Origin of the sequence: Gemmiger sp. An50, assembly GCF_002161595.1 — a bacterium.
Classification (GTDB): Bacteria; Bacillota; Clostridia; order Oscillospirales; family Ruminococcaceae; genus Allofournierella.
Map to the genome: position 1 here is coordinate 97,493 of NZ_NFID01000003.1, position 20,427 is coordinate 117,919.

The following is a 20,427-nucleotide window of genomic DNA, read 5'->3' on the forward strand; positions in this document are numbered from 1 at the left end:
GCGGAGGGAGGAAGAGAGAGGATGACCCAGGTTCGATTTGAATTGAACGGCAGCCCGGTCACCGCCCAGGACGAGGGCCAGAGCCTGCTGCAGTACCTGCGGGGCACGGCCTGCCTGAACGGGGCCAAGAACGGCTGCGGCACCGGCCAGTGCGGAGCCTGCACCGTTCTGCTGGACGGGCGGCCGGTGCGCTCCTGCGTGACGCCGCTGGCCCGCGTGAAGGGCAAAGCGGTGCTCACCATCGAGGGATTGAAAGGCCCGGACAGCGGCCTGCATCCTATCCAGAAGGCTTTTCTGGATGTGGGCGCGGTGCAGTGCGGCTTCTGTACCCCGGGCATGGTGCTGGCCACCAAGGCCCTGCTGGACCGGGTGCCGGACCCCACCGAGGAGCAGATCTGCCAGGCGCTGGCGGCCAACTACTGCCGCTGCACCGGCTATGTGAAGATCATCGAAGCGGTACGCCTGGCGGCTGCCCGTCTGCGGGGCGAGGAGCCCGGCGCGGATTGGGCACGCACCAAGGAGCATACCACTCTGATCGGGGCCGAAGGGGAGCAGCAGCCCGCCCCCGGCCGGGTGCTGGGGCACGCCCTGTGGGACGTGGACGGCCCGGCGAAGGCGGACGGCTCCCTGCAATACTGCAACGATATGACACGCCCGGATATGCTGTTCGGCGTCTTTGTGTGGGCGCCCGCTCCGGCGGGACGGCTGCGGGCGCTGGAGCTGGAACAGGCCCGAAGCATGCCCGGTGTGTTCGACATCCTCACCGGCGAACGGGTCCCCGGCGACAATCATCTGGGCACCTTTGAGCGGGAGCAGCCGGTCTTCTGCACCGAGCGGTTTGCTTTCCTGGGCGACATGCTGGCTCTGGTGCTGGCGGATACCGAGGACCACGCCCGCGCCGCCGCAAAAGCGGTCCGGGTGGATTGGGACGAGGAGCCAGGGGTATATACCATCCGGCAGGGCCTGGAGGAGGGGGCTATCCTGGCCCAGAACGGCCGGACGGTGGGGGACCTGGACCAGGCCCGAACCCGCAGCGCCGCCTCAGTGGGCGCGAACTACCGGCTGGAGCGGGTGGAGCACGGCTGTCTGGAGCCGGAGTGCGCCCTGGCCTGCTACGAGCAGGACCTGCTCACCGTGTATGCCACCACCCAGTCGCCCTTTGAGATCCGCCGGATGCTGGCGGCCATCCTGGCCCTGCCCGAGGAGCAGGTGCGGGTGGTGGGCACCCAGCTGGGCGGAGCCTTTGGCAGCAAGTGCGATGCCCACGTGGAGGCAGCTGCCGCCGTGGCCTGCGCGGTCACCGGACGCCCGGTGAAGGTGGCACTGGACCGGCGGGAATCCCTGCTGCTGTCCACCAAGCGGCATGCCTTCGAAACTAGCTACCGGGTGGACGTGGATGGCGAGGGCCACATTCTGGGCCTGGATGCCCAGCTGTGCAGCGACGCAGGCCCCTACGACAACCTGAGCACCGGCGTACTGATGCAGGCCTGTATCTTTGCGGGCGGACCTTACCAAATTCCCAACCTGCGGGTGGAAGGTAAGGCGGTGCGCACCAACAACGTGCTGGGCGGAGCCTTCCGGGGCTTCGGCATCAACCAGGGTGCCATCTGCATCGAGACCATGCTGGACGAGGCAGCCCGTAAGCTGGGCATGGACCCCTTTGAGATCCGCCGCCGCAATGCACTGCGGCCCGGCGCGTCCACCGTGGGCGGCGAGGTGCTGCGCCACAGCGTGGGCCTGCTGGAAACCATCGACGCCTGCGAGCGGCTCACCAAACAGGCGCTGGAAGAATACCGGCCCCGTTACCCCCAGGGTAGCAAGGTGCTGGGCGTGGGCGTGGCCAGCGGCTTCAAAAACGTGGGCGTGGGCAAGGGCGTGCCGGACGACGGCGGCTGCATCCTGACCATCTGCGAGGATGGACGGCTGCGCATGCAGGTCTCCGGCATCGACATGGGCCAGGGCTTCCGTACCGCCATGCTGCAGCTGTGCGCCGAGGCCACCGGCTTTGACCCGGAGCAGATCGACGTGTTCTGCGGCGATACCTCCGCCACTCTGCCCCACGGCCAGGCAGTGAGCGAGCGCCAGACCCTGAACTCCGGCCGGGCAGTGGTGGAAGCGGCCGCCCGTCTGAAGGAGATCTGCGAGAAAGACCCCTGGCAGCCGGGCCAGCGGCGCAGTGCTCAGTACCGGTTCGTGGCCCCGCCCACCTATAAGCTGGAGGACGAGCGGGCCCGCCGGGAGGAGGGCGAAAACTACCGCAATTATCCGGCCTATGCCTACACCACTCAGGCAGCCCTTGTGGAGGTGGACAAGGCCACCGGCCAGGTGCGGGTGCTGAAGGTGATCGCCGCCCACGACGTGGGCCGGGCTATCAACCCCCACATCATCGAGGGCCAGATCCAGGGCAGCTGCTCCATGGGCATCGGTTATGCGATCCAGGAGCAGTTCCCCAGCGAGAAGGGCGTGCCCCTGACGCTGCGGTATGACCAGCTGGGCCTGCCGCGGGCGGGCGAGACCCCGGATTACGAGATCGCTTTGGTGGAGGACCCGGAGCCGCTGGGACCCTTCGGGGCCAAGGGCATCTCCGAGGTGGCCACTGTACCCATGACCCCGGCGGTGCTCAACGCCATTTATGACGCGGTGGGCGTGCGCATCCGCACTCTGCCCGCCACGCCGCAGCGCATTCTGGAAGCATTGGCTGAACAAGAAGAAACCGAGGAGGCAGTTTGCGATGAACGCTTATTTTAACGGAGTGGAAAAAACGGTAAACGAGCAGCTGGCCGCGGAGTTCCTGGACCCCGCCCACACCGCCGTCATCACCATTGATATGCACGACGGCCACCTTTCCCAGGACCCAGACTGCCCCTGCCCGTCTCCCCGGGGGCGGCAGATCGTCCAGCCGCTGAACGAGTTTCTGTCTCGCTGCCGGGCGCTGGGCCTGCCGGTGATCCATGTGCGCAGTACCCTCCGGGCGGACGGTGCCGACGAGCGGCTGTACCCCTCGGCCTGGCGGATGGTCTTTCCCATCACGGTGGGTGAGATCCCGAACATTGCCCAGCACGCGCTGGAGGGCACCCGCTGGAACAAGATGAGCATCGAAACCGAGCCCACCGATTACCGGGTGAACGGCAAAAAGCGGCTTTCCGCTTTTTATGCCACCGATCTGGAGCTGCTGCTGCGGAACCTGGGCATCCGGCGGATCGTGCTCACCGGCTGCATGACCGATTGCTGCGTGCTCAACACCGCCTTTGACGGGGCCAACCGGGACTTCCGGGTGGTGGTGCCCGGCGATCTGACCCGCGGCACCGAGGAGCTGGAGCAGCCCGCACTGCAGATGATCTCGCTGCATCTGGGTCTGGTGGTGGATTCCGGCGCGCTTTTGCAGCATTGGGAAAGCGAGCAGGCCCATGGCTGAAAACCCTGGACGCAAGCTCTCCCCTCGGGAACAAGCCCGCTGTGAAGCATTACAGCGTTTAAGTGACCGGATGAAGGAACAGGGCTACCGGCGGGTGGACCTGGTGGTGGATGTGGTGCAGGCCAACGGGATGGCAGTGGTGATCATGCTGCCCTTTCTGGTTGCGGCGGCAGTGATTTTTTTCGCCTTGAACCCGGTAAAGGAACTGTATATCTCCTTTTCCGGGCTGCTGCTCTGGCTGCTGGTATTTTTGGTGCTGATGGTGCTGCACGAGGCCATTCATGGCCTGACCTGGGGACTGATGGCGCCCCATGGCTTCAAGGCCATCGCCTTCGGGGTGATCTGGCAGATGCTCACCCCCTACTGCACCTGCACCGATGGATTGAAGCGCTGGCAGTACCTGCTGGGCGGACTAATGCCAACCTTGGTCCTGGGCTTCGGATTGGCAGCACTTGCCACCTCCCAGGGCAGCCTGTGGCTGTTTTCGCTGGCGGAGCTGATGATTTTGGGCGGCGGCGGAGATTTTCTGATCGTGCTCAAGATGCTGCGCCATCCCAAAAAATCCGGCGCGGTGTACTACGACCATCCCTATGAATGTGGGCTGGTGGTTTTTGAACCGGCGGGCAGCGATGCACCCGCCGCCTGAGGAAAGGGGATACGAACGGCATGGATCTAGAGCGTTACTGGCGCGCCGCGCTGGCGCAAAATGCACAAGAGATGCGGCCCTTCTTCCGAAAGAACGCGGTGGTTCGCTGGCCCAACACCGACGAGCAGTTCACGGTGGAGGAGTTTCTCCGGGCCAATTGTGAATACCCCGGCAGCTGGGACGGCCAGATCGAACGGCTTGAGCAGACCGACAGCTTGCTCATCACGGTGGTGCATGTGTACTCCCGGGACAAAACGGTCTCCTGTCATGTGACCTCCTTTTTTCAAATTGAGAAGGACCGGATCGCCGCGCTGGAGGAATACTGGGGCGACGACGGCCCGCCGCCCCGCTGGCGGCAGGAAATGGGCATCGGAAGACCCATCCGGCAAAGCGGCGAACAATGAGAAGATGCAAAAAGCTCCCTGGCACGCGGCCAGGGAGCTTTTTTGCTAGGGAACAGAAGGGTCAGGGCTTGGGGAGCATGCAGACCACCACATTGCCGGCGCGTTCCACATCGGCGGCGGTGCGGATGGCGGTTTCCAGCTGTTCCAGCGGGAACTCGTGGGTGCTGATGGATTCCAGCTTCCAGCGTCCGCAGGTCATGATGTGTAACATGCTTCCTGGGTTCTGTGCCCACACCTGACTCAGAAAGGAGCGGGGGAACTGCTTTTGGGACTTGGTTTGCCTTCAGGGGATTAGATCGGGCCGGGCCACGCACTGCTGCATGATGGCGCTGATCTTCTGGATGGAATCCGCACAGTCATTCTGTAGCCACTGGTCCACAATGGCCATCAGGCCGTGGATGTAAAAGGCCATCAGATACGCACGGTTTTCCTCCGGAACCTGAAATTGCTCCAGAATGGGGGAAAACACATGGCGGAACATCCGCTGGTATACCCGGTCCAGCCGCAGGACGGTGGATTGCTCCATGGCGGTGCGGAACAGCCGCTTGTTCTGTGCGATGTAGCTCAGATAGGGTTCCAGGTATTCCGGCGTGATAAAATAGGCCTGCCCGGCGGAAAGTGATCTATCGCTGGCCGCAAAGGGCTCGGTGCGCTGGCGCATGTGGTCCAGAAAGCGTTCGGTCATATACTGCACGCTCTCGGCCAGCAGGTCGCCGATGGTCTCATAATGCAGATAAAAGGTGGACCGGTTCACCCCGGCCTGCTGGCAGATTTCCTTCACGGTGATGTAGGGCAGATCCTTCTTTTCCAGCAAAGCCAGGAAGGCCTCGTCCATTCGTGCCGCGGTGCTGAAATATTTGCTTTCCGTCTTGTTCAAGGAACTGCATCTCCTTTTGTCTGCGGGCAAGGCCCGGCCGGTTTTTGTTTATGCTTCGCTGATTTCTTTTGCCAGCTCCATAATTTCAAAGGCGTATTTCTGCTTGCCCTTAGCCAGCAGGTGTTTGTAAAGCGGGTAGTTCAGGCCCATTCCGGCCAGCCCGGCGATGCCGATCAGCACGCCCAGCACGAACATGGCGGTGCTGCCACTGCCGATGATCCGCATGGAAAGACACATGCCCACCCCGGTGATCAAAGCGGTGCAGATGCCAAAAGAATAGGTGAAAACGGTTGCGGGCAGCTTTGCACGGGCGTCCAGCTTGCGCAGCGCGATCACCTTGGAATGGTTTTTCGGCGCGTATTCGTTTGCCAGTTGTTCCGCGTAAATTTTGTCGGTATTCATAGCACATTGGCCTCCTTTGTTGTGATGGCCTTATTGTACCAGCTTCCCCAAAAAGGCGGAACAACACAAAGCGGCCGCCGTGTCGGGCACGGTTTGGCAGAAAGCGCAAATCCAATCAAGCAAAATCCGGCGCTGGCAGGTATAATGAGGGTAGAAACGCAGGAGGGATAAAACATGATCGAACAATGGCAGAAAAAGATCCAGCATGTCGTGGACCGGATCGACGACTGTATCCGGAATAAACACGATGAATCACTGACCCTGAAGCTGCTGGCGCAGGAGTTTGGGTATTCGGAATCCCATTTTTCCAGAAGATTCCGGCAGGTCTCGAGGATGCAGTTCCGAGACTACCTTCGATACCGAAAGCTGGCGTTTGCACTCAGGCAGCTGCGCGACACCGATAACAGCGTGCTGCAGATCGCCCTGGACCACGGCTTTTCCTCCCACGAGGCCTTCACTCGCGCATTCCGGGAGGCCTATGGGCTCACTCCCAGCGAGTACCGCAAGCATCCGGTACCGGTGGCGCTGCGCACGATCCTTCGCCCCTTTGACTGTTATCTGATGGAGAATGGGCAAACTGGTATGACCAGCACACAAGGTCGGGTGAAAACCTATTTCGTCACCATCCCCGCCCACAAGTTTCTCCACATCAAAAATTATGAGAGTATTGGCTATTGGGATTTCTGGCAAAAGCAGAGCCTTATCCCCGGGCAGGACTGTGAAACGATCTGCGGCCTGCTGGACAGCATTCCCGATAAACTGGACGATCTGGGCGGCGACGAAGCGAACAGCGGCAGCGGACAAATTATGGGCTTTATCAACGATCCCGCGGGAAGGATCTGCAGCTGGGGGATTCCGTTGGCCGAGTGCTATGGCGTGCGCCTGCCGCTGGATTACAATGGACCAGTGCCGCCGCAGATGCTTTTGATGGAGGTGCCCGAAGGGGATTACATCGTGTTTGAACATGGGCCTTTCGATTTTGAAACCGAGAACAGCGCGGTGGAGGAGGCCATGGAGCAAGCGATGCGGGAATTTGACTATTCTGCTTCGGGTTATCATCTGGACCTCACGCCGGGCAGGGTGTTCTATTTTTACCACGACTGCAAACGGTTCTGGAAATACATCCGCCCGGTGCGGAAAGAACAGAAATTGAGTGAACTCTGAGCATAGAAAGCAAAAAGACCACTGACAAAAGTCAGCGGTCTTTTTTGTGGTCGGAGTGACGGGACTTGAACCCACGGCTTCCTGGTCCCGAACCAGGCGCGCTACCAACTGCGCTACACCCCGATGTAAAAAATAGCAGCAGCGTGTGGGCTGCTGCTATTTCTGGTTGGAGAAGAAGGATTCGAACCCTCACAAACAGAGTCAGAGTCTGTCGTGCTACCCTTACACAATTCTCCAATATCTTTGCTCTCTGGGGTCGTGCCCTGAGTGCTTTATTATTATACCGTCGGGGTTTGCAAATGTCAACCCCTTTTTTCAAAAAAATGCCGAAAAATAAATGCGGGGGCCACATGGTGATCTGCGGCCCCCGCTGGGTGTTCTGAAAGAAGAAAATCAGGCAGGATTCTTGTCCAGATAATCCGCTGCGCTCAGTCCGGCGATCAGACCTTCGCCCACCGCTTTGGCCACCTGCAGAGGCGCGCCGGTCACGTCGCCCGCTGCGAATACGCCGGGCAGATTGGTAGCCATGGTCCGGTCCACCGGTACCGAGCCGTTCTCGATGGCCAGGCCGGGCAGCAGTGTATCCGGTGCAATGGCACTGCGCAGGATGAACACGCCGTCGAAGGCCTCCTGCTTGGGGCCAATCTGGGCCCACTGCACCACGTCTTCGCCGCCCACCGCTTTCAGGTTGCCGGGGATGAAGCGCACGCTCTCCCGCAGCTCCGGCGGCTGCTTGGCGGCCACAAAGCTTACCTGACAGCCGATGGAATCCAGGAAGTTAGCCTCATGGGCAGCCTCCGGAGAAAGACCCCAGACCAGCAGTTTTTTGCCCCGGTAGAGCATGCCGTCACAGGTGGCGCAGTAGGAAACGCCCCGGCCCAGGAATTCCGCTTCGCCGGGCACCGGCTTGGCCCGGGCGATGCCACAGGCCAGGATCACGGTGCGGCTTTCCAGGATCTCACCGTTGAAGTTGATCATGAAGCCGCCCCCCATGGGCAGGATGTTTGCCACCCGGCCGGGCAGCGCTTGAATACCCAGCGCCGCCGCATGGGCGGAGAACTGGCGCAGCATTTCCTCGCCGGTCACGCCGGGCATGCCCAGATAGTTGTCCACCTGCTCGGCCTTGGCCAGAAAGCCGGGCGCGGCGCCCAAAACCTGAACGGTCTTGCCGCGCTGATGGAGATTGATGGCCGCCGAAAGCCCGGCGGGGCCGCCGCCGATCACGGCGCAGTCGAATCGATCCATGAAGATCCTCCCTTGTGTGTGGAAACCGCTTCACCCGGTGGAGTCCAAAAGGACCATACAACAGGCCATGCGGTGGTTTTTTCTTTATTATACCCGATTTCACACAAGGGGAAAAGGAATCTGGTCACAGACGGCGCTTAGGGTGGATGAGCATATTTTTTGCGGGTGGCGGCTCCGCCCCGCAGATGGCGTTCCGCCTTGTTCCGTTCCAGCACCGTCTGCGCCCGGCGGAACAGCTCCGGGTCCAGATGGCGCAAACGGGTCGTCACGTCCTTATGGACGGTACTTTTTGAGATGCCGAAGCGGTCGGCCGCGGCGCGCACCGTGGCGCCGGTGCAGGCAATGTATTCGCCCAGCAGTGCGGCCCGCTCCTCCGGGTTGCCTTTCATAACTGCGCATCCCCCCACACATGAGTTTTATTTCATGTGTATGCGGGCGCGAAACGCGCTATGCGGGCAAACAAAATCCCCTGGAAGAGGTTGTCTTCCAGGGGATAAAGTGGAATTATTCTGGCTTGACCGGCCGCAGCATGCGGGTGGCGTTCAGCACAGCCAGCACCATCACGCCCACGTCCGCGAACACCGCCCACCACATGTTGGCGATGCCCACCGCGCCCAGAAGCAGGCACAGGAACTTAACCGCCAGAGCGAACACGATGTTCTGGTACACGATACGGCGGCACTTGCGGGCAATGCGCAAGGCCAGCGGCAGCTTAGCGGGGTCGTCATCCATCAGCACCACGTCCGCCGCCTCGATGGCCGCGTCGGAACCCAGGCTGCCCATGGCGATGCCCACGTCTGCCCGGCGCAGCACCGGCGCGTCGTTGATGCCGTCGCCCACAAAGGCCAGGGTGGTGTTCGGGGCTTTGGCGTTCAGCAGCTGTTCCAGCTTTTCCACCTTGTCGCCGGGCAGCAGCTGAGCGTGGTAATCGTCCAGGCCGAGGCGCTGGGCCACCTGATGGGCGGCAGCCTTGGCGTCACCGGTGAGCATTACGGTACGGATGCCCTGCCGTTTCAGGCTCTGAATGGCCTGGGCAGAGGTGGGCTTTTCCACGTCGCTGATCTGCAAAAAGCCTGCGTAGGCGCCGTTGATGGCCAGATACACCACGGTGGCTCCCTCGGCGGGCTTGCTGCTCTGGGGAATCTGCACGCCCTGCTGCTCCATCAGGCGGGCGTTGCCGGCGGCAACCGGCACGCCGTCCACCTGGGCGGTCAGGCCGTGACCGGCTTCCTCATGTACCTGCCGGGTGCGGCCGGAATCCAGCGGTTTGCCCCAGGCGGCACGAAGGCTCTGGGCAATGGGATGGCTGGACCAGCTCTCGGCCAGGGCGGCGGTCTCCAGCAGGGTGTCCTCGGTGAAGCCCTCGGCGGGGAACACGCCGGTCACCTGGAACACGCCCTGGGTCAGGGTGCCGGTCTTGTCGAACACGATGGTCTTCACCTGGGCCAGGGCCTCCAAGTAGTTGCCGCCCTTGATCAGGATGCCGCTGCGGGAAGCGCCGCCGATGCCGCCGAAGAAGGTGAGAGGAATGCTGATGACCAGCGCGCAGGGGCAGCTGATGACCAGGAAGGTGAGCGCGCGGCTCACCCAGACGCCCCACTCACCGGTGAACAGGCTGGGCAGGATGGCCAGCGCCGCCGCGCCGATGCAGACGGCGGGGGTGTAGTAACGGGCGAACTTGGTGATAAAGTTTTCCGCCTTGGCCTTTTTCAAGCTGGAATTTTCCACCAGCTCCAGAATGCGGGCCACGGTGGACTGGCCGAAGGGCTTGGATACCTTTACCCGCAGCACTTCGTCCTGGTTCACGCAGCCGGAGATCACATCGTCGCCGGGGCTTACCCGGCGGGGACGGCTCTCGCCGGTAAGGGCGCTGGTGTTGATGGTGCCGCTGCCCTCCAGTACAACGCCGTCCAGAGGAATCTTCTCGCCGGGACGAATCAGGATCACATCACCCACGGCCACGGTGTCCGGGTCCACCTGCTGCACGCCTTCGCTGGTTTCCAGGTTGGCATAGTCGGGGCGGATGTCCATGAGGGCGGCGATGTTTTTCCGGCTTTTGCCCACCGCGTAGCTCTGGAACAGCTCGCCGATCTGGTAGAACAGCATAACGGCGGCGGCTTCCCGATACTCCTGTAGGGCCAGTGCACCCACGGTGGCGATGGCCATGAGGAAGTTTTCGTCAAAGATCTCGCCTTGTACCACGCCCAGGAAGGCCTTGCGCAGCACGTCGTAGCCGATGATCAGATAGGGGACGAGATACAGCGCCAGCTGTGCGTACCAGGGCAGGGGCACAAAGGCGCAGAGCACCCAAACCGCCACCAGCGCCGCAATGGAAATCAGGATGCGGCGCAGCATGCGGGTCTGTTTTCTTGTCATAGGTAACACCTCAAGCAGGGCCGAAGGCCCATTTTATCGGAGACTTGGCCCCGGGTCAGAAGTCGATGGCGAAATCCGGGTCGATGCGGCGGCCTGCCTTGGCCACTTCTTTCAGGATGCGGGCGAAGTCCGCCTCCTCCGCGTCGATGACCAGTTTCTGGGCCATAAAGCTGACGGCGGCGCTCTTCACGCCGGGAATCTGGGCCACGGCGGCTTCCACCTTGGCGGCGCAGTTGGCACAATCCACTTCGATGCTGAATTTCTTTTGCATGATTCAAAACTCCTTTGCAGTGTGTTGTTTCATTTTAATAGGAAAGAGGGGTCATTCCTCCACATGTTCGGCGCCCATGGAAAGCATGGACCGCACGTGATCGTCGTCCAGAGAATAATAGACGGCCTTGCCCTCCCGGCGGAACTTGACCAGCTTGGACTGCTTCAGAATCCGCAGCTGATGGCTCACCGCCGACTGGGAAAGCCCCAGCACCTGGGCGATATCGCCCACGCACAGCTCGCTTTCAAACAGGGCGAACAGTACCTTGATGCGGGTGGAGTCGCCGAAGACCTTGAACAGCTCGGCCAGATCGTAGAGGAACTCATCGTCCGGCAGGTTGGCGCGCACATTTTCCACCGCGTCCGGGTGAAGGGGCGCGGATTCCACGGCCAGATTGGCCTTGTGCTCCGCCGGATGCTCGTGGGGAGTCATACAAAATCACCTCACATATGAATAAGTGTTCATGTGTTGACTTTATTATAACGCGCGGGCAGCGGACTGTCAATATGGTATGTCAGAAAATCTACAGCGAAAAAACAACAAAACAGGCCGCTCTGATTAGAGCGGCCTGTTTGAATACCGATGTTATTTCAGAAAAAAGGTGTATACCGTATCCATCGCCATCAGAGCGGCCAGGCTGCCGCTTACCGCGAAAAGCAGGCGGTCCGGCATTTTGGCGCTCAGGCGGCGGAACAGGGGCTGGAGCAGATACAAAAAGAGCATGCCGCCAAGCCCGAACCGGATGCTGGGATTCAGGGCAACACGGCCCTGGAAGTTGAAGGCGTAGCTGGTGTAATCCCACAGCCAGCCGCCGGTGATGGCCTGCATGATGTAGCTGGCGATCAGCTCCAGCACAGTGGTCAGCACCACCACGCCGATAAACACCAGAACCGGGGTCATGTTCACCCGGCCAAGACGCACCGGACGTCGCTGCAGCGGTCCCAGGCAGAAAATCAGCAGCAAAGCGCCGGTGCCGTACACCACGCACCAGGGTCCGAACAGAACGCCCCGGTTGGAAAAGCCCCACCGGTAGACCACGACTTCCAGAAAGACCTCGTACAGCCAGCCCAGCACAGAATACAGCACAAAATACAGGTAATATTCCGCCAGCCAGTGTTTTTTGTTTGCCATGGGACACACCCTCCTTGCAAAAATCATACAAAGGAACTGGAAAAATCATACCATACAAGGAAAGAAAAAGGAAGTTGCTCGGGCAAAATAAAACTGCCCGGCACAAACCGGGCAGTGAGCGATTAAAAAAGGCCGGGAACAGAGCGGTTCTGGATTCGGCTGCACAGGTCCAGTACCTTTTGCTCGATGGCTCGGATGGTGGCTTCAAAGACCTCGTCCGGCTGGCCGGTGGGGTCTTCCAGGCCCCAGTCCTCCCGATGGCGGCAGGGCAGGGTAGGGCAGCTTACGTTGCAGCCCATGGTCACCACAATGTCCACAGGGGGAAGCTCGGCCAGCAGTTTGCTGTGCTGCGTCGCTTCCATATCAATGCCGTGCAGCTGCTTCATCAGGCGCACGGCGTCCTGATTGATGCGAGGCTTGGTCTCGGTGCCCGCGGAATAGCTCTCGAAGGCGTCGGGGGTGAGCTTTTTGCCCAGAGTCTCGGCGATCTGGCTGCGGCAGGAGTTGTGCACGCAGACGAAGGCCACGCGAATCATCTGATCCATGGCTTATTCCATCCCTTTCTGGATCAGGTCCTTGACCTCATCCTTGCCGGGCACACGGCCGTAGCACACCACTTTGCCGTTGACCACCAGGGCGGGGGTGGTCATTACGCCGTAGGCGGCGATTTGAGAAAAATCGGTGATGTGGTCCACCTCGGGGGTGAGACCCAGCTCGGTCATGGCAGCCTTGGCGGCTTCCTCCAGCTGGTTGCATTTGGCGCAGCCGCCGCCCAGCACCTTGACCATGCGGCCGGTGTCACCGCTTTCCACCGGAGCAGCGCAGCCGGTGCCGCAGCCGCAGGAAGCCTGCGGTGCATCGTTTTTCTTTTTAAAGAACAATCCCATTGTCATATCCTCCTTTGATCAAACAAAAAGAAATTGAACCGCGTTGAAAAAGTAGCCCACCAGGATGATACCGGCGGTGCAGATGACCACGAACAGAGCCAGCAGGCGGGGCTTGATGGCCTTACGCAGCATAATCATGGAGGGCAGCGACAGGGTGGTGACTGCCATCATGAAGCTGAGGATGGTACCCAGCTGCGCGCCCTTGGAGAGCAGGGCTTCGGCCACCGGAATGGTGCCGAAGATGTCCGCGTACATGGGAACGCCCACCAGAACAGCCAGAATCACGCCGAAGGGGTTGCTGCTGCCCAGAACCGTCTCCACCCAGGCTTCGGGAATCCAGTTGTGGATGATGGCTCCAATGCCAACGCCTACCAGAATGTAGGGGAAAACCTTTTGGAAGGTGTCCACCATCTGCTCCTTGGCATAGGTCAGGCGGTCTCTGCGGGTCAGGGTAGGGGCCTGGATGTCTACGCTGCCCGCTTTGAGGATGAAGTCCTCCACATGGCGCTCCATGTGCAGGGCTTCGATCAGGCTGCCGCCCGCCACCGCAATGACCAGACCGACTACCACGTAGGTCACGGCCACCTTTGCGCCGAAGATGCTGGCAAGCAAAATCAGACTGCCCAGGTCCACCATGGGGGAGGAGATGAGGAAGGAGAAGGTGACGCCCAAAGGCAGGCCTGCACTGGTGAAGCCCATGAACAGAGGGATGGAGGAGCAGGAGCAGAAGGGGGTAACGGTGCCCAGGAGAGCGGCGATGCAGTTGGCCCCCAGGCCGTGGAACCGGCCGATGATCTTTTTGCTGCGCTCGGGCGGGAAGTAGCTTTGAATGTAAGAGATGAGGAAGATCAGAGTGCACAGCAGGATGGTGATCTTGATCACATCATACAAAAAGAATTGCAGGCTGCCGCCCAGACGGGAAGTGATGTCCAGACCGAGAGCGCCGAGCAAAGAGCCGATGGCGCTGTTCAGCCATTTCATGCCCAGGACCTGGTCCTGGAGAAAATTCCATATCATTGGCAGCACTCCTCCTTGCATTCACAGCACTGGCCCAGACCGGCCAGGAAGGCCTGCAGGGCCTCCAGGGTTTCCCGGTTGAGGGAGTAGTGGGACCACTTGCCCTCTTTGCGGGCATTGACCAGACCGCACTCGCACAGAATCTTCATGTGATGGGAAAGGGTGGGCTGGGTGAACTGGAACTGCTCCAGCAGCTTGCAGCCGCACTTTTCGCCATCGGAAAGCATCTGAACGATCTGCAGCCGGTTGGTATCGCCAAGAGCCTTGCAGAGCAGAGCAACGTCGGCAGCGACCATGTAAATCACCTCACATAGAACTTTGTCTATGTGAGAGTATACTGCATAGATAGATGAATGTCAATATGAGAAGCGCAAAAAGGGGAAAAAAGCCCGGCGGCAGGAGAAAGGCCTGCCGCCGGGGAGAGTTGAGTGAATAGTGAAGAAGTAAGGTGTGCCGCAAAGCAGCACGGATTTTAATGGACCGGGCGTACCGCACCCCGGCTGCCGGTCGAGTTCGCCAAAGGCAGCCGGTGGTGTTTGCTGAGGAAAATCCGGTACGCACCGGATTGCGTATTGCATCCCGGTCAACGGTCGAGTCCGCTAAAAAGGCAGCTGGAGGTTTTCGCTGAGGAAAGCCCGGTGCGTACCGAGTTGCGTATCGAACCCGGCCAATGGTCGAGTCCGATAAATCAATCTTCGTCGAGTTTGAGGACGGCGGTGAAGGCTTCGCTGGGCAGTTCTACGCTGCCGAGCTGACGCATCTTCTTTTTGCCTTCCTTCTGCTTTTCCAGCAGCTTTTTCTTACGGGTGATGTCGCCGCCGTAGCACTTGGCCAGCACGTCTTTGCGCATGGCCTTCACGGTCTCGCGGGCAATGACCTTGCCGCCGATGGCCGCCTGAATGGGAATTTCGAACATCTGACGGGGAATGTTCTCCTTCAGACGCTCGGCCAGACGGCGGCCCTTGGCGTAGGCCTTGTCCGCATGTACGATCATGGACAGGGCGTCCACCATGTCGCCGTTCAGCAGCATGTCCAGCTTCACAAGCTTGGATTCTTTAAAGCCCTTCATCTCATAATCGTAGCTGGCGTAACCGCGGCTGCGGCTCTTGATGGCGTCGAAGAAATCGTATACGATCTCGCCCAAAGGCAGCTCGTAGTGCAGGTCCACACGGGTCGCGTCCAGATACTTCATGTCGATCATGGTACCGCGCCGGTCCTGGCACAGATCCATCAGGCTGCCCACATACTCGCTGGGAGTGTAGATGTGGGCGTCCACAACGGGCTCCTCCTGCTTGGCGATCCGGCCCGGATCGGGATAGTCGGAGGGGTTTTCGATCACCTTCACCTCACCGTCGGTCATGGTGATGCGGTATTCTACGCTGGGGGCCGTGGTGATCAGGTCCAGATCAAACTCGCGCTCCAAACGCTGGGTGATGATGTCCAGATGCAGAAGACCCAGGAACCCGCACCGGAAGCCAAAGCCCAGCGCCACACTGGTCTCCGGCTCAAAGCTCAGGGACGCGTCGTTCAGCTGCAGCTTCTCCAGCGCGTCCTTCAGGTCCGGGTACTGGGAACCGTCTACGGGATAGATGCCGCAGAATACCATGGGGGTCACCTTGCGGTAGCCGGGCAGCGGTTCCGGGGTGGGATTGGATACCAGGGTCACGGTATCGCCCACGCGGGTGTCCTGTACGGTCTTGATGCTGGCGGTCAGATAACCTACCTCGCCCGCCTGCAGCTTGTCGCAGGGGGTCAGGCTGGTGGCGCCCATCCGGCCAACCTCAACCAGGGTGAACTCCGCGCCGGTGGCCATCATGCGCACGGTGTCGCCCGCCTTCACGGTGCCGTCAAATACGCGGATGTATACGATAACGCCCTTGTAGCTGTCGTAAACGCTGTCGAAGATCAGGGCCTTCAGCGGGGCATTCTCGTCGCCGGTGGGGGCGGGAATGTCCTGGATTACCTGCTCCAGAGTATCCTCGATGCCAATGCCCATCTTGGCCGATACCCGGGGCGCGTCCAGGCAGGGCAGACCGATCACGTCCTCCACTTCCTGGGCAACCCGGTCCGGCTCGGCGCTGGGCAGGTCGATCTTGTTCAGAATCGGCACCAGCTCCAGATCATGTTCGATGGCCATATAGGTGTTGGCCAGAGTCTGAGCCTCCACGCCCTGGCTGGAGTCCACCACCAGGATCGCACCCTCGCAGGCAGCCAGGCTGCGGCTTACCTCGTAGCCGAAGTCCACGTGGCCCGGGGTGTCGATCAGGTTGAATTCATAGTCTTTGCCGTCGCGGGATTTGTAATTCAGAGTCACCGCGCGGGCCTTGATGGTAATGCCGCGCTCCCGCTCCAGGTCCATGTTATCCAGCAGCTGGTCCTCCATCTGGCGCTCGTCCACACTGTGGGTCTTTTCCAGAATGCGGTCGGCCAGGGTGCTCTTGCCGTGGTCGATGTGGGCGATGATGCAGAAATTGCGGATGTTATCTCTTGCCAAAAACGTCTCCTCCTATATTTTTAACTTTATTTAAGATGTGCCTCGGTCTTCGCCGCGGGGTGCGGCCAGCAGGGCGGCCCCGAACAGCAGCAGGCAGCAGGAATAACAAAACGGATACCGGGCGTTGGCTTCCCACAGGGTAAGGAACGCCAGGTTCCCAAGCAGACAGATTGCGCAGAAGAACAGCCCGTGGTCTCCGGTGCGGCGGTTCAAAATCCCGCGTGCCGCAACTGCAAAGCCGGCGGCCCAGAGCAGCCAGTAGACTGCCTGGCCGAAATCCGCGGTCAGATCTGCGTGTGTGCCGTCCACACTGAACCATTCGTGCAGCCAGGTTCGATGCACCGGTGCAAGATTCACCATCTGGGGTGCGGTGTACAGACCGTCCGACCAGTCGGTCTCCGCCTTGGTGAAAAACAGCCAGGCAAGGCTCTGCGGGCTGGAAAACAAGTGCTCCAGATTGGTTCGGATGCGGGCCCGGATTGCAGCCTTCTTCTCCTCAATGGTGGGATAGCGGCCGGTATAGGTGAAGCTCTCGCTGTTGAATGCGCCGTCATTTTCCAGGCCCATCATGATCCAGTGGGTGGTGGGGGTATGCATGGAATCGTACAGGGAAAAATCCAGCAGCCCGCAGTTCCACTTGTAGGCGTTGAAGCTGAAGATCACCGCCGCACTGCCCAGATAAAACAGCAGCAGCGTAGCCACCGCACTGCGCCAGATGCGGCGCAGACCGGCCCAGAATCCCGGCCGAAGCGCAAGGTACACAGCAAAGGCAGGGTAGAGCAGCAGGGCGTTGCCCTTCATCAGAAACGCGGCCCCAACCAGAATGCCCAGACCGGCGCAGCCCAGCAGCCGGGCCTTTTGGGAAAGGCGGCTCCAGCGGGCTTCCAGCGCCAGAAAGGCCCACAGGCTGCCCGCCACCAGCGGTGCGGCCATGGTGTCGGTGTAAACAAAAGCGGTAAAGATGTAGTAGGGCAGGAACACAAGGCAAAGCACAAGCGCCGCCGCCTTGCCCCGGCGGCCCCACAAAAGGCCTGCCGCACCGCATACGCACACCGCCGCAAGGAACAGGCACAGAACGTTCAGCCCCATGGCCCAGGCAGGGCCGGTGGCTCCGGTGAGCAGATACACCGGCCGGTACATCCAGTACAGCACGAACATGCACAGCACATTGCTGTCCACACTGGAAAAATAGTCGTTGTAGGAAGCCGGAACAATGCCTTGCGCCAGCTCGGTGGCAGTACGCAGCACCGCTTCGGTGTCGAAGGGGGAGGTGGTCAGGTCCTGCAAAAGCAGAAAGCCGCTGCCCAGCTGCAGCGCCAGCAAAAGCACCAGACCGCCGCCGAACACCGCCCGCCAACGGCCGGGGCTGAGCCGGTTCACCAAAGGTAGAAAGCGGCGCAGCCCGAACGCGCCCGCCGCCAGCAGGGCACAGAAGGCCAGCCTGCGGACGCTCAGATTCAGATGCCCGCGCAGCCCGATCACCAGAAAAATGCAGGCAAAGGCGGCCAGAAACAGCAGCCAAACCGTCCGGCGCAGCCCGGCCTGAACATTCGGCCCGGTCAACGGCTGCCCTCCGCAATGTGGTAGCCCATGCCTTTCAAAAGGCGCAGGGCGTTTTCGTGGTCTGCGGGGTCGCCGGCGGCGCACAGGTCCGAGCGCACCGTGATGTCCGCATTCAAAAAGGCCGAGTGCAGCATAATGGCGTTGCTCACTACGCAGATGTTAGTGACCACGCCGCAGACCTCGATCTCTTCCGGCTCGCCGCCGCACAGCGCCCGCACCGCGGCGGGCAGGCCCTCGGCCCCGAAGGTGGGCTTGTCCAGAAAAGCCACACCCGGCAGCACGGCCTGCTCGTATTCCGCCAGCTGGCCGTACAGATGCCAGCCCTCGCTGCCCTTCAGGCAGTGGGGCAGGGGCAGAAAACGTCCCTCCCGACTGGTCAGATACTCCGCGCCGTGAGTGTCACGGGTGAACAGTACCTGCCACCCATCGGCCAGGGCCTGCTTTACCCGGTCTGCCAGGGGAGTTTCCAGGGCGCGGGCAGCTTCAAAGCCCAGCGCGCCGGAAACAAAATCCACCTGATAGTCCACAACACACAAAAGCTTGCTCATAGCGGGCACATCCTTTCGTTTTTACATCTGTTTCAGGTAATCCGCAACGGCCACGCAGCGACCCTCCCGCAGGTATACCCGGGGAACGCGCAGCGCCAGGCCGCACATGATCTCGTAGGGAATGCTGCCGACCTTATTTGCCACGTCGTTCAGGCTGTCGGCGCCGGGGCCGCCGAACACAACGGCCTCATCGCCCTCCTTCACATCGTCCAGACCGGTCACATCCACCATCATCTGGTCCATGCAGACCCGGCCCAGCACCGGCGCGGCGTGTCCGCCGATGGAACAGACGCCCTTGCCGGAAAGCAGACGGGGATAGCCGTCCGCATAGCCCACGCAAAGGGTCGCCACCTTGCGGGGCGCGTCGGCGGTGAATTGCAGTCCGTAGCTGAGCGCCTGACCGGGCAGCAGCTCCTTCACCTGGCTCACCACGGTTTTCAAGGTAAGCACCGGGCGCAGGCCGTCCAGATGAACCTCATCGCTGGGGTCGCAGCCGTAGAGCACGATGCCCGGCCGCACCAGATCCATGCCCCATTCCGGGTGCTCCACCAGAGCGGCGGAGTTGCAGCAGTGCACGGTGCGCAGCTTGTGACCCCGGGCTTCCAGGCCCTCTTTCACCTGCACGAACAGGTCGTGCTGACGGTTTGTGTATTCCACATCCGCTGCCGCATGGCTGTCCGCCACTGCAAAATGCTGGAACATGCCGGTGATCTCCAGTCCTTCCAGACCGAAACAGGCCTCCAGCCGGTCCAGACAGGCGGGAACGTTCTCCTCACAGCGGGCAATGAAGCCCAGCCGGCCCATACCGGTGTCCACCTTCAGATGACAGCGCACCCGGGCGCCAGCCTCCAGCGCCGCGCTGCTCAGGGCCTGGGCGTATTCCGGGCTGAATACTGCCTGGGTCAGCCGGTGGCAGGCCAGGGTGGCCGCACAGGCCGGGTCAGTGTGACCCAGAATTAAAATCTCGCCGGTCACGCCGCCGCTGCGCAGGTGCAATGCCTCGGCCAGGCAGCTCACCGCAAACCACTTGGCACCCGCGTCCGCCAGCGTGCGGCAGACGATGCCGTCGCCGTGGCCGTAAGCTCCGGCCTTGACCACCGCGCACACGGCAGCGGACCCGGCATGCTGCTGCAGCAGCCGGAAGTTATGGGCCAGTGCGTCCAGATCCACCTCGGCCCAGCAATGCTTTTCGAAATTCAAACCAAAACACCTCGATGTTATCGTGTTGAAAGGGGCTGAATGCCGTCAGCCCTTTGCCACAGGGGCCCAGCCGTCCAGGTCCGCGCCCTGCATGGCCCCCAGCATCTTCTGGCGGAAGGCCTTGTCCTTGCGGCACATGGCGGCCACGTATTCCTTCATCTCCTGGCGGCGGGTGGCGCCATCCGCCGGGCAGGCGCTTTTTACAATTGGAAGCTCCTCGTGCTTCACTGCACGGCGCACGTCGCTCTCGGTGGCAAGGATCATGGGCCGGATCATGGTCAGGTCCTTGCGGGAGAGATAGGTCACCGGAGAGAAGCAGCCCAGCCGTCCCTCGCCCCAAAGATTCATGTAAAAGGTCTCGATGGCGTCGTCCAGATGATGGCCCAGCGCCACCTTGTTGCAGCCCAGCTCCTTGGCGGTGTCGTGCAAAAGGCCACGGCGCATCTTGGCGCAGAGGGCACAGGGGTTGGGTTCCTTGCGCACATCAAACACGATGGCCCCGATGTTGGACCGCCGGATCTCGAAGGGCACCTCCAGCTTGGCGAAGAGCTCCTCCAGAGGAGCATAGTCGGTGGACTTGCCGCCGAACTGGGGGTCCAGGCTCACCGCCACCACCTCGAAGGGGATTCGCAGGTAGCGGCGCAGGTGGGCCAGGCCCACGGTGAGGGCCACACTGTCCTTGCCGCCGGAAACGCCCACGCAGATCCGATCGCCGGGCTCGATCATTTTGTATTCTTGAATGGCTTTGCGCATCAGGCCTTCCAGCCGCTGCATGGCAGTACCACCT

The 20,427-nt window shown here is 61.2% G+C and carries 23 protein-coding genes and 2 tRNA genes; 5 read left to right on the plus strand and 20 right to left on the minus strand.

The window, feature by feature from the left end; all coding sequences use genetic code 11:
- Positions 1-21: 21 nt before the first annotated feature.
- The 4 genes from B5G03_RS04095 to B5G03_RS04110 are packed head-to-tail and all read left to right on the plus strand — an operon-like array spanning position 22 to position 4,465.
- Complete coding sequence (locus B5G03_RS04095; RefSeq protein ID WP_162613322.1) at positions 22-2,748, plus strand: molybdopterin cofactor-binding domain-containing protein; 2,727 nt, start codon at positions 22-24, stop codon at positions 2,746-2,748.
- Positions 2,732-3,415, plus strand: coding sequence for a cysteine hydrolase family protein (locus B5G03_RS04100; protein ID WP_087180496.1), 684 nt, complete (start codon positions 2,732-2,734; stop codon positions 3,413-3,415). Before B5G03_RS04095 ends, B5G03_RS04100 begins: the two co-directional genes overlap by 17 nt.
- Complete coding sequence (locus B5G03_RS04105; protein WP_087180497.1) at positions 3,408-4,061, plus strand: DUF3267 domain-containing protein; 654 nt, start codon at positions 3,408-3,410, stop codon at positions 4,059-4,061. The genes B5G03_RS04100 and B5G03_RS04105 overlap by 8 nt, the downstream gene beginning before the upstream one ends.
- Before the next feature lie 20 nt (positions 4,062-4,081).
- On the plus strand, positions 4,082-4,465 hold the full coding sequence (locus tag B5G03_RS04110; RefSeq protein ID WP_087180498.1) for a hypothetical protein: 384 nt from the start codon (positions 4,082-4,084) through the stop codon (positions 4,463-4,465).
- 61 nt (positions 4,466-4,526) lie between these two features.
- Here B5G03_RS04110 and B5G03_RS17325 read toward each other — a convergent pair whose 3' ends face one another.
- The 3 genes from B5G03_RS17325 to B5G03_RS04120 all read right to left on the minus strand — a co-directional run bounded on the left by B5G03_RS17325 (position 4,527) and on the right by B5G03_RS04120 (position 5,744).
- The gene (locus B5G03_RS17325) at positions 4,527-4,676 is read right to left on the minus strand and encodes a hypothetical protein (RefSeq protein WP_162613323.1); all 150 of its coding nucleotides are present in this window, start codon (positions 4,674-4,676) and stop codon (positions 4,527-4,529) included.
- A gap of 72 nt (positions 4,677-4,748) precedes the next feature.
- Positions 4,749-5,342 (minus strand): TetR/AcrR family transcriptional regulator, encoded by a 594-nt coding sequence (locus B5G03_RS04115; protein ID WP_087180499.1) that lies wholly within the window; start codon positions 5,340-5,342, stop codon positions 4,749-4,751.
- A gap of 48 nt (positions 5,343-5,390) precedes the next feature.
- Positions 5,391-5,744 carry a dihydropteridine reductase gene (locus tag B5G03_RS04120; protein ID WP_087180500.1) on the minus strand — a complete coding sequence of 118 codons (354 nt, stop codon included), beginning with the start codon at positions 5,742-5,744 and terminating at the stop codon, positions 5,391-5,393.
- A gap of 177 nt (positions 5,745-5,921) precedes the next feature.
- Between B5G03_RS04120 and B5G03_RS04125 the strand changes: the two genes are divergently transcribed.
- Positions 5,922-6,908 (plus strand): helix-turn-helix domain-containing protein, encoded by a 987-nt coding sequence (locus B5G03_RS04125; protein WP_087180688.1) that lies wholly within the window; start codon positions 5,922-5,924, stop codon positions 6,906-6,908.
- A 47-nt stretch (positions 6,909-6,955) separates the two neighbouring features.
- On the opposite strand, the gene B5G03_RS04130 is transcribed toward B5G03_RS04125, so the two are convergent.
- The 17 genes from B5G03_RS04130 to B5G03_RS04210 form a co-directional block, all read right to left on the minus strand.
- Positions 6,956-7,031 (minus strand) — tRNA-Pro (locus B5G03_RS04130).
- Between the two features lie 40 nt (positions 7,032-7,071).
- Positions 7,072-7,145, minus strand: a tRNA-Gln gene (locus tag B5G03_RS04135).
- Positions 7,146-7,301: 156 nt separating this feature from the next.
- On the minus strand, positions 7,302-8,153 hold the full coding sequence (locus tag B5G03_RS04140) for an NAD(P)/FAD-dependent oxidoreductase (protein WP_087180501.1): 852 nt from the start codon (positions 8,151-8,153) through the stop codon (positions 7,302-7,304).
- A 137-nt stretch (positions 8,154-8,290) separates the two neighbouring features.
- Positions 8,291-8,542 carry a sporulation transcriptional regulator SpoIIID gene (locus B5G03_RS04145; protein ID WP_087180502.1) on the minus strand — a complete coding sequence of 84 codons (252 nt, stop codon included), beginning with the start codon at positions 8,540-8,542 and terminating at the stop codon, positions 8,291-8,293.
- A 115-nt stretch (positions 8,543-8,657) separates the two neighbouring features.
- Positions 8,658-10,529 (minus strand): heavy metal translocating P-type ATPase, encoded by a 1,872-nt coding sequence (locus B5G03_RS04150; RefSeq protein WP_087180503.1) that lies wholly within the window; start codon positions 10,527-10,529, stop codon positions 8,658-8,660.
- A gap of 55 nt (positions 10,530-10,584) precedes the next feature.
- A complete protein-coding gene (locus B5G03_RS04155) occupies positions 10,585-10,800 on the minus strand; it encodes a cation transporter (protein WP_087180504.1) in 216 nt (71 codons plus the stop codon).
- 51 nt (positions 10,801-10,851) lie between these two features.
- A complete protein-coding gene (locus tag B5G03_RS04160; RefSeq protein ID WP_087180505.1) occupies positions 10,852-11,232 on the minus strand; it encodes an ArsR/SmtB family transcription factor in 381 nt (126 codons plus the stop codon).
- Positions 11,233-11,385: 153 nt separating this feature from the next.
- Positions 11,386-11,931, minus strand: coding sequence for a putative ABC transporter permease (locus tag B5G03_RS04165; protein WP_162613324.1), 546 nt, complete (start codon positions 11,929-11,931; stop codon positions 11,386-11,388).
- Positions 11,932-12,053: 122 nt separating this feature from the next.
- A complete protein-coding gene (locus B5G03_RS04170; RefSeq protein WP_087180507.1) occupies positions 12,054-12,476 on the minus strand; it encodes an arsenate reductase ArsC in 423 nt (140 codons plus the stop codon).
- 3 nt (positions 12,477-12,479) lie between these two features.
- A complete protein-coding gene (locus B5G03_RS04175; RefSeq protein ID WP_087180508.1) occupies positions 12,480-12,818 on the minus strand; it encodes a thioredoxin family protein in 339 nt (112 codons plus the stop codon).
- An 18-nt stretch (positions 12,819-12,836) separates the two neighbouring features.
- Positions 12,837-13,835, minus strand: a complete 999-nt coding sequence (locus tag B5G03_RS04180) for a permease (RefSeq protein ID WP_481808404.1) — start codon at positions 13,833-13,835, stop codon at positions 12,837-12,839.
- Positions 13,832-14,131 carry an ArsR/SmtB family transcription factor gene (locus B5G03_RS04185; RefSeq protein ID WP_087180510.1) on the minus strand — a complete coding sequence of 100 codons (300 nt, stop codon included), beginning with the start codon at positions 14,129-14,131 and terminating at the stop codon, positions 13,832-13,834. Before B5G03_RS04185 ends, B5G03_RS04180 begins: the two co-directional genes overlap by 4 nt.
- A 392-nt stretch (positions 14,132-14,523) precedes the next feature.
- Positions 14,524-16,329, minus strand: coding sequence for a translation elongation factor 4 (lepA, locus tag B5G03_RS04190; protein WP_087180511.1), 1,806 nt, complete (start codon positions 16,327-16,329; stop codon positions 14,524-14,526).
- A gap of 30 nt (positions 16,330-16,359) precedes the next feature.
- Positions 16,360-17,892, minus strand: coding sequence for a glycosyltransferase family protein (locus B5G03_RS04195; RefSeq protein ID WP_087180512.1), 1,533 nt, complete (start codon positions 17,890-17,892; stop codon positions 16,360-16,362).
- Entirely contained in the window at positions 17,889-18,440 is a 552-nt protein-coding gene (locus tag B5G03_RS04200; RefSeq protein WP_087180513.1) for a cysteine hydrolase family protein, read from the minus strand. The genes B5G03_RS04195 and B5G03_RS04200 overlap by 4 nt, the downstream gene beginning before the upstream one ends.
- 21 nt (positions 18,441-18,461) lie before the next feature.
- Complete coding sequence (alr, locus tag B5G03_RS04205) at positions 18,462-19,640, minus strand: alanine racemase (protein WP_087180514.1); 1,179 nt, start codon at positions 19,638-19,640, stop codon at positions 18,462-18,464.
- 45 nt (positions 19,641-19,685) lie between these two features.
- Positions 19,686-20,414, minus strand: coding sequence for a tRNA 2-thiocytidine biosynthesis TtcA family protein (locus B5G03_RS04210; RefSeq protein ID WP_087180515.1), 729 nt, complete (start codon positions 20,412-20,414; stop codon positions 19,686-19,688).
- Positions 20,415-20,427 lie beyond the last annotated feature (13 nt).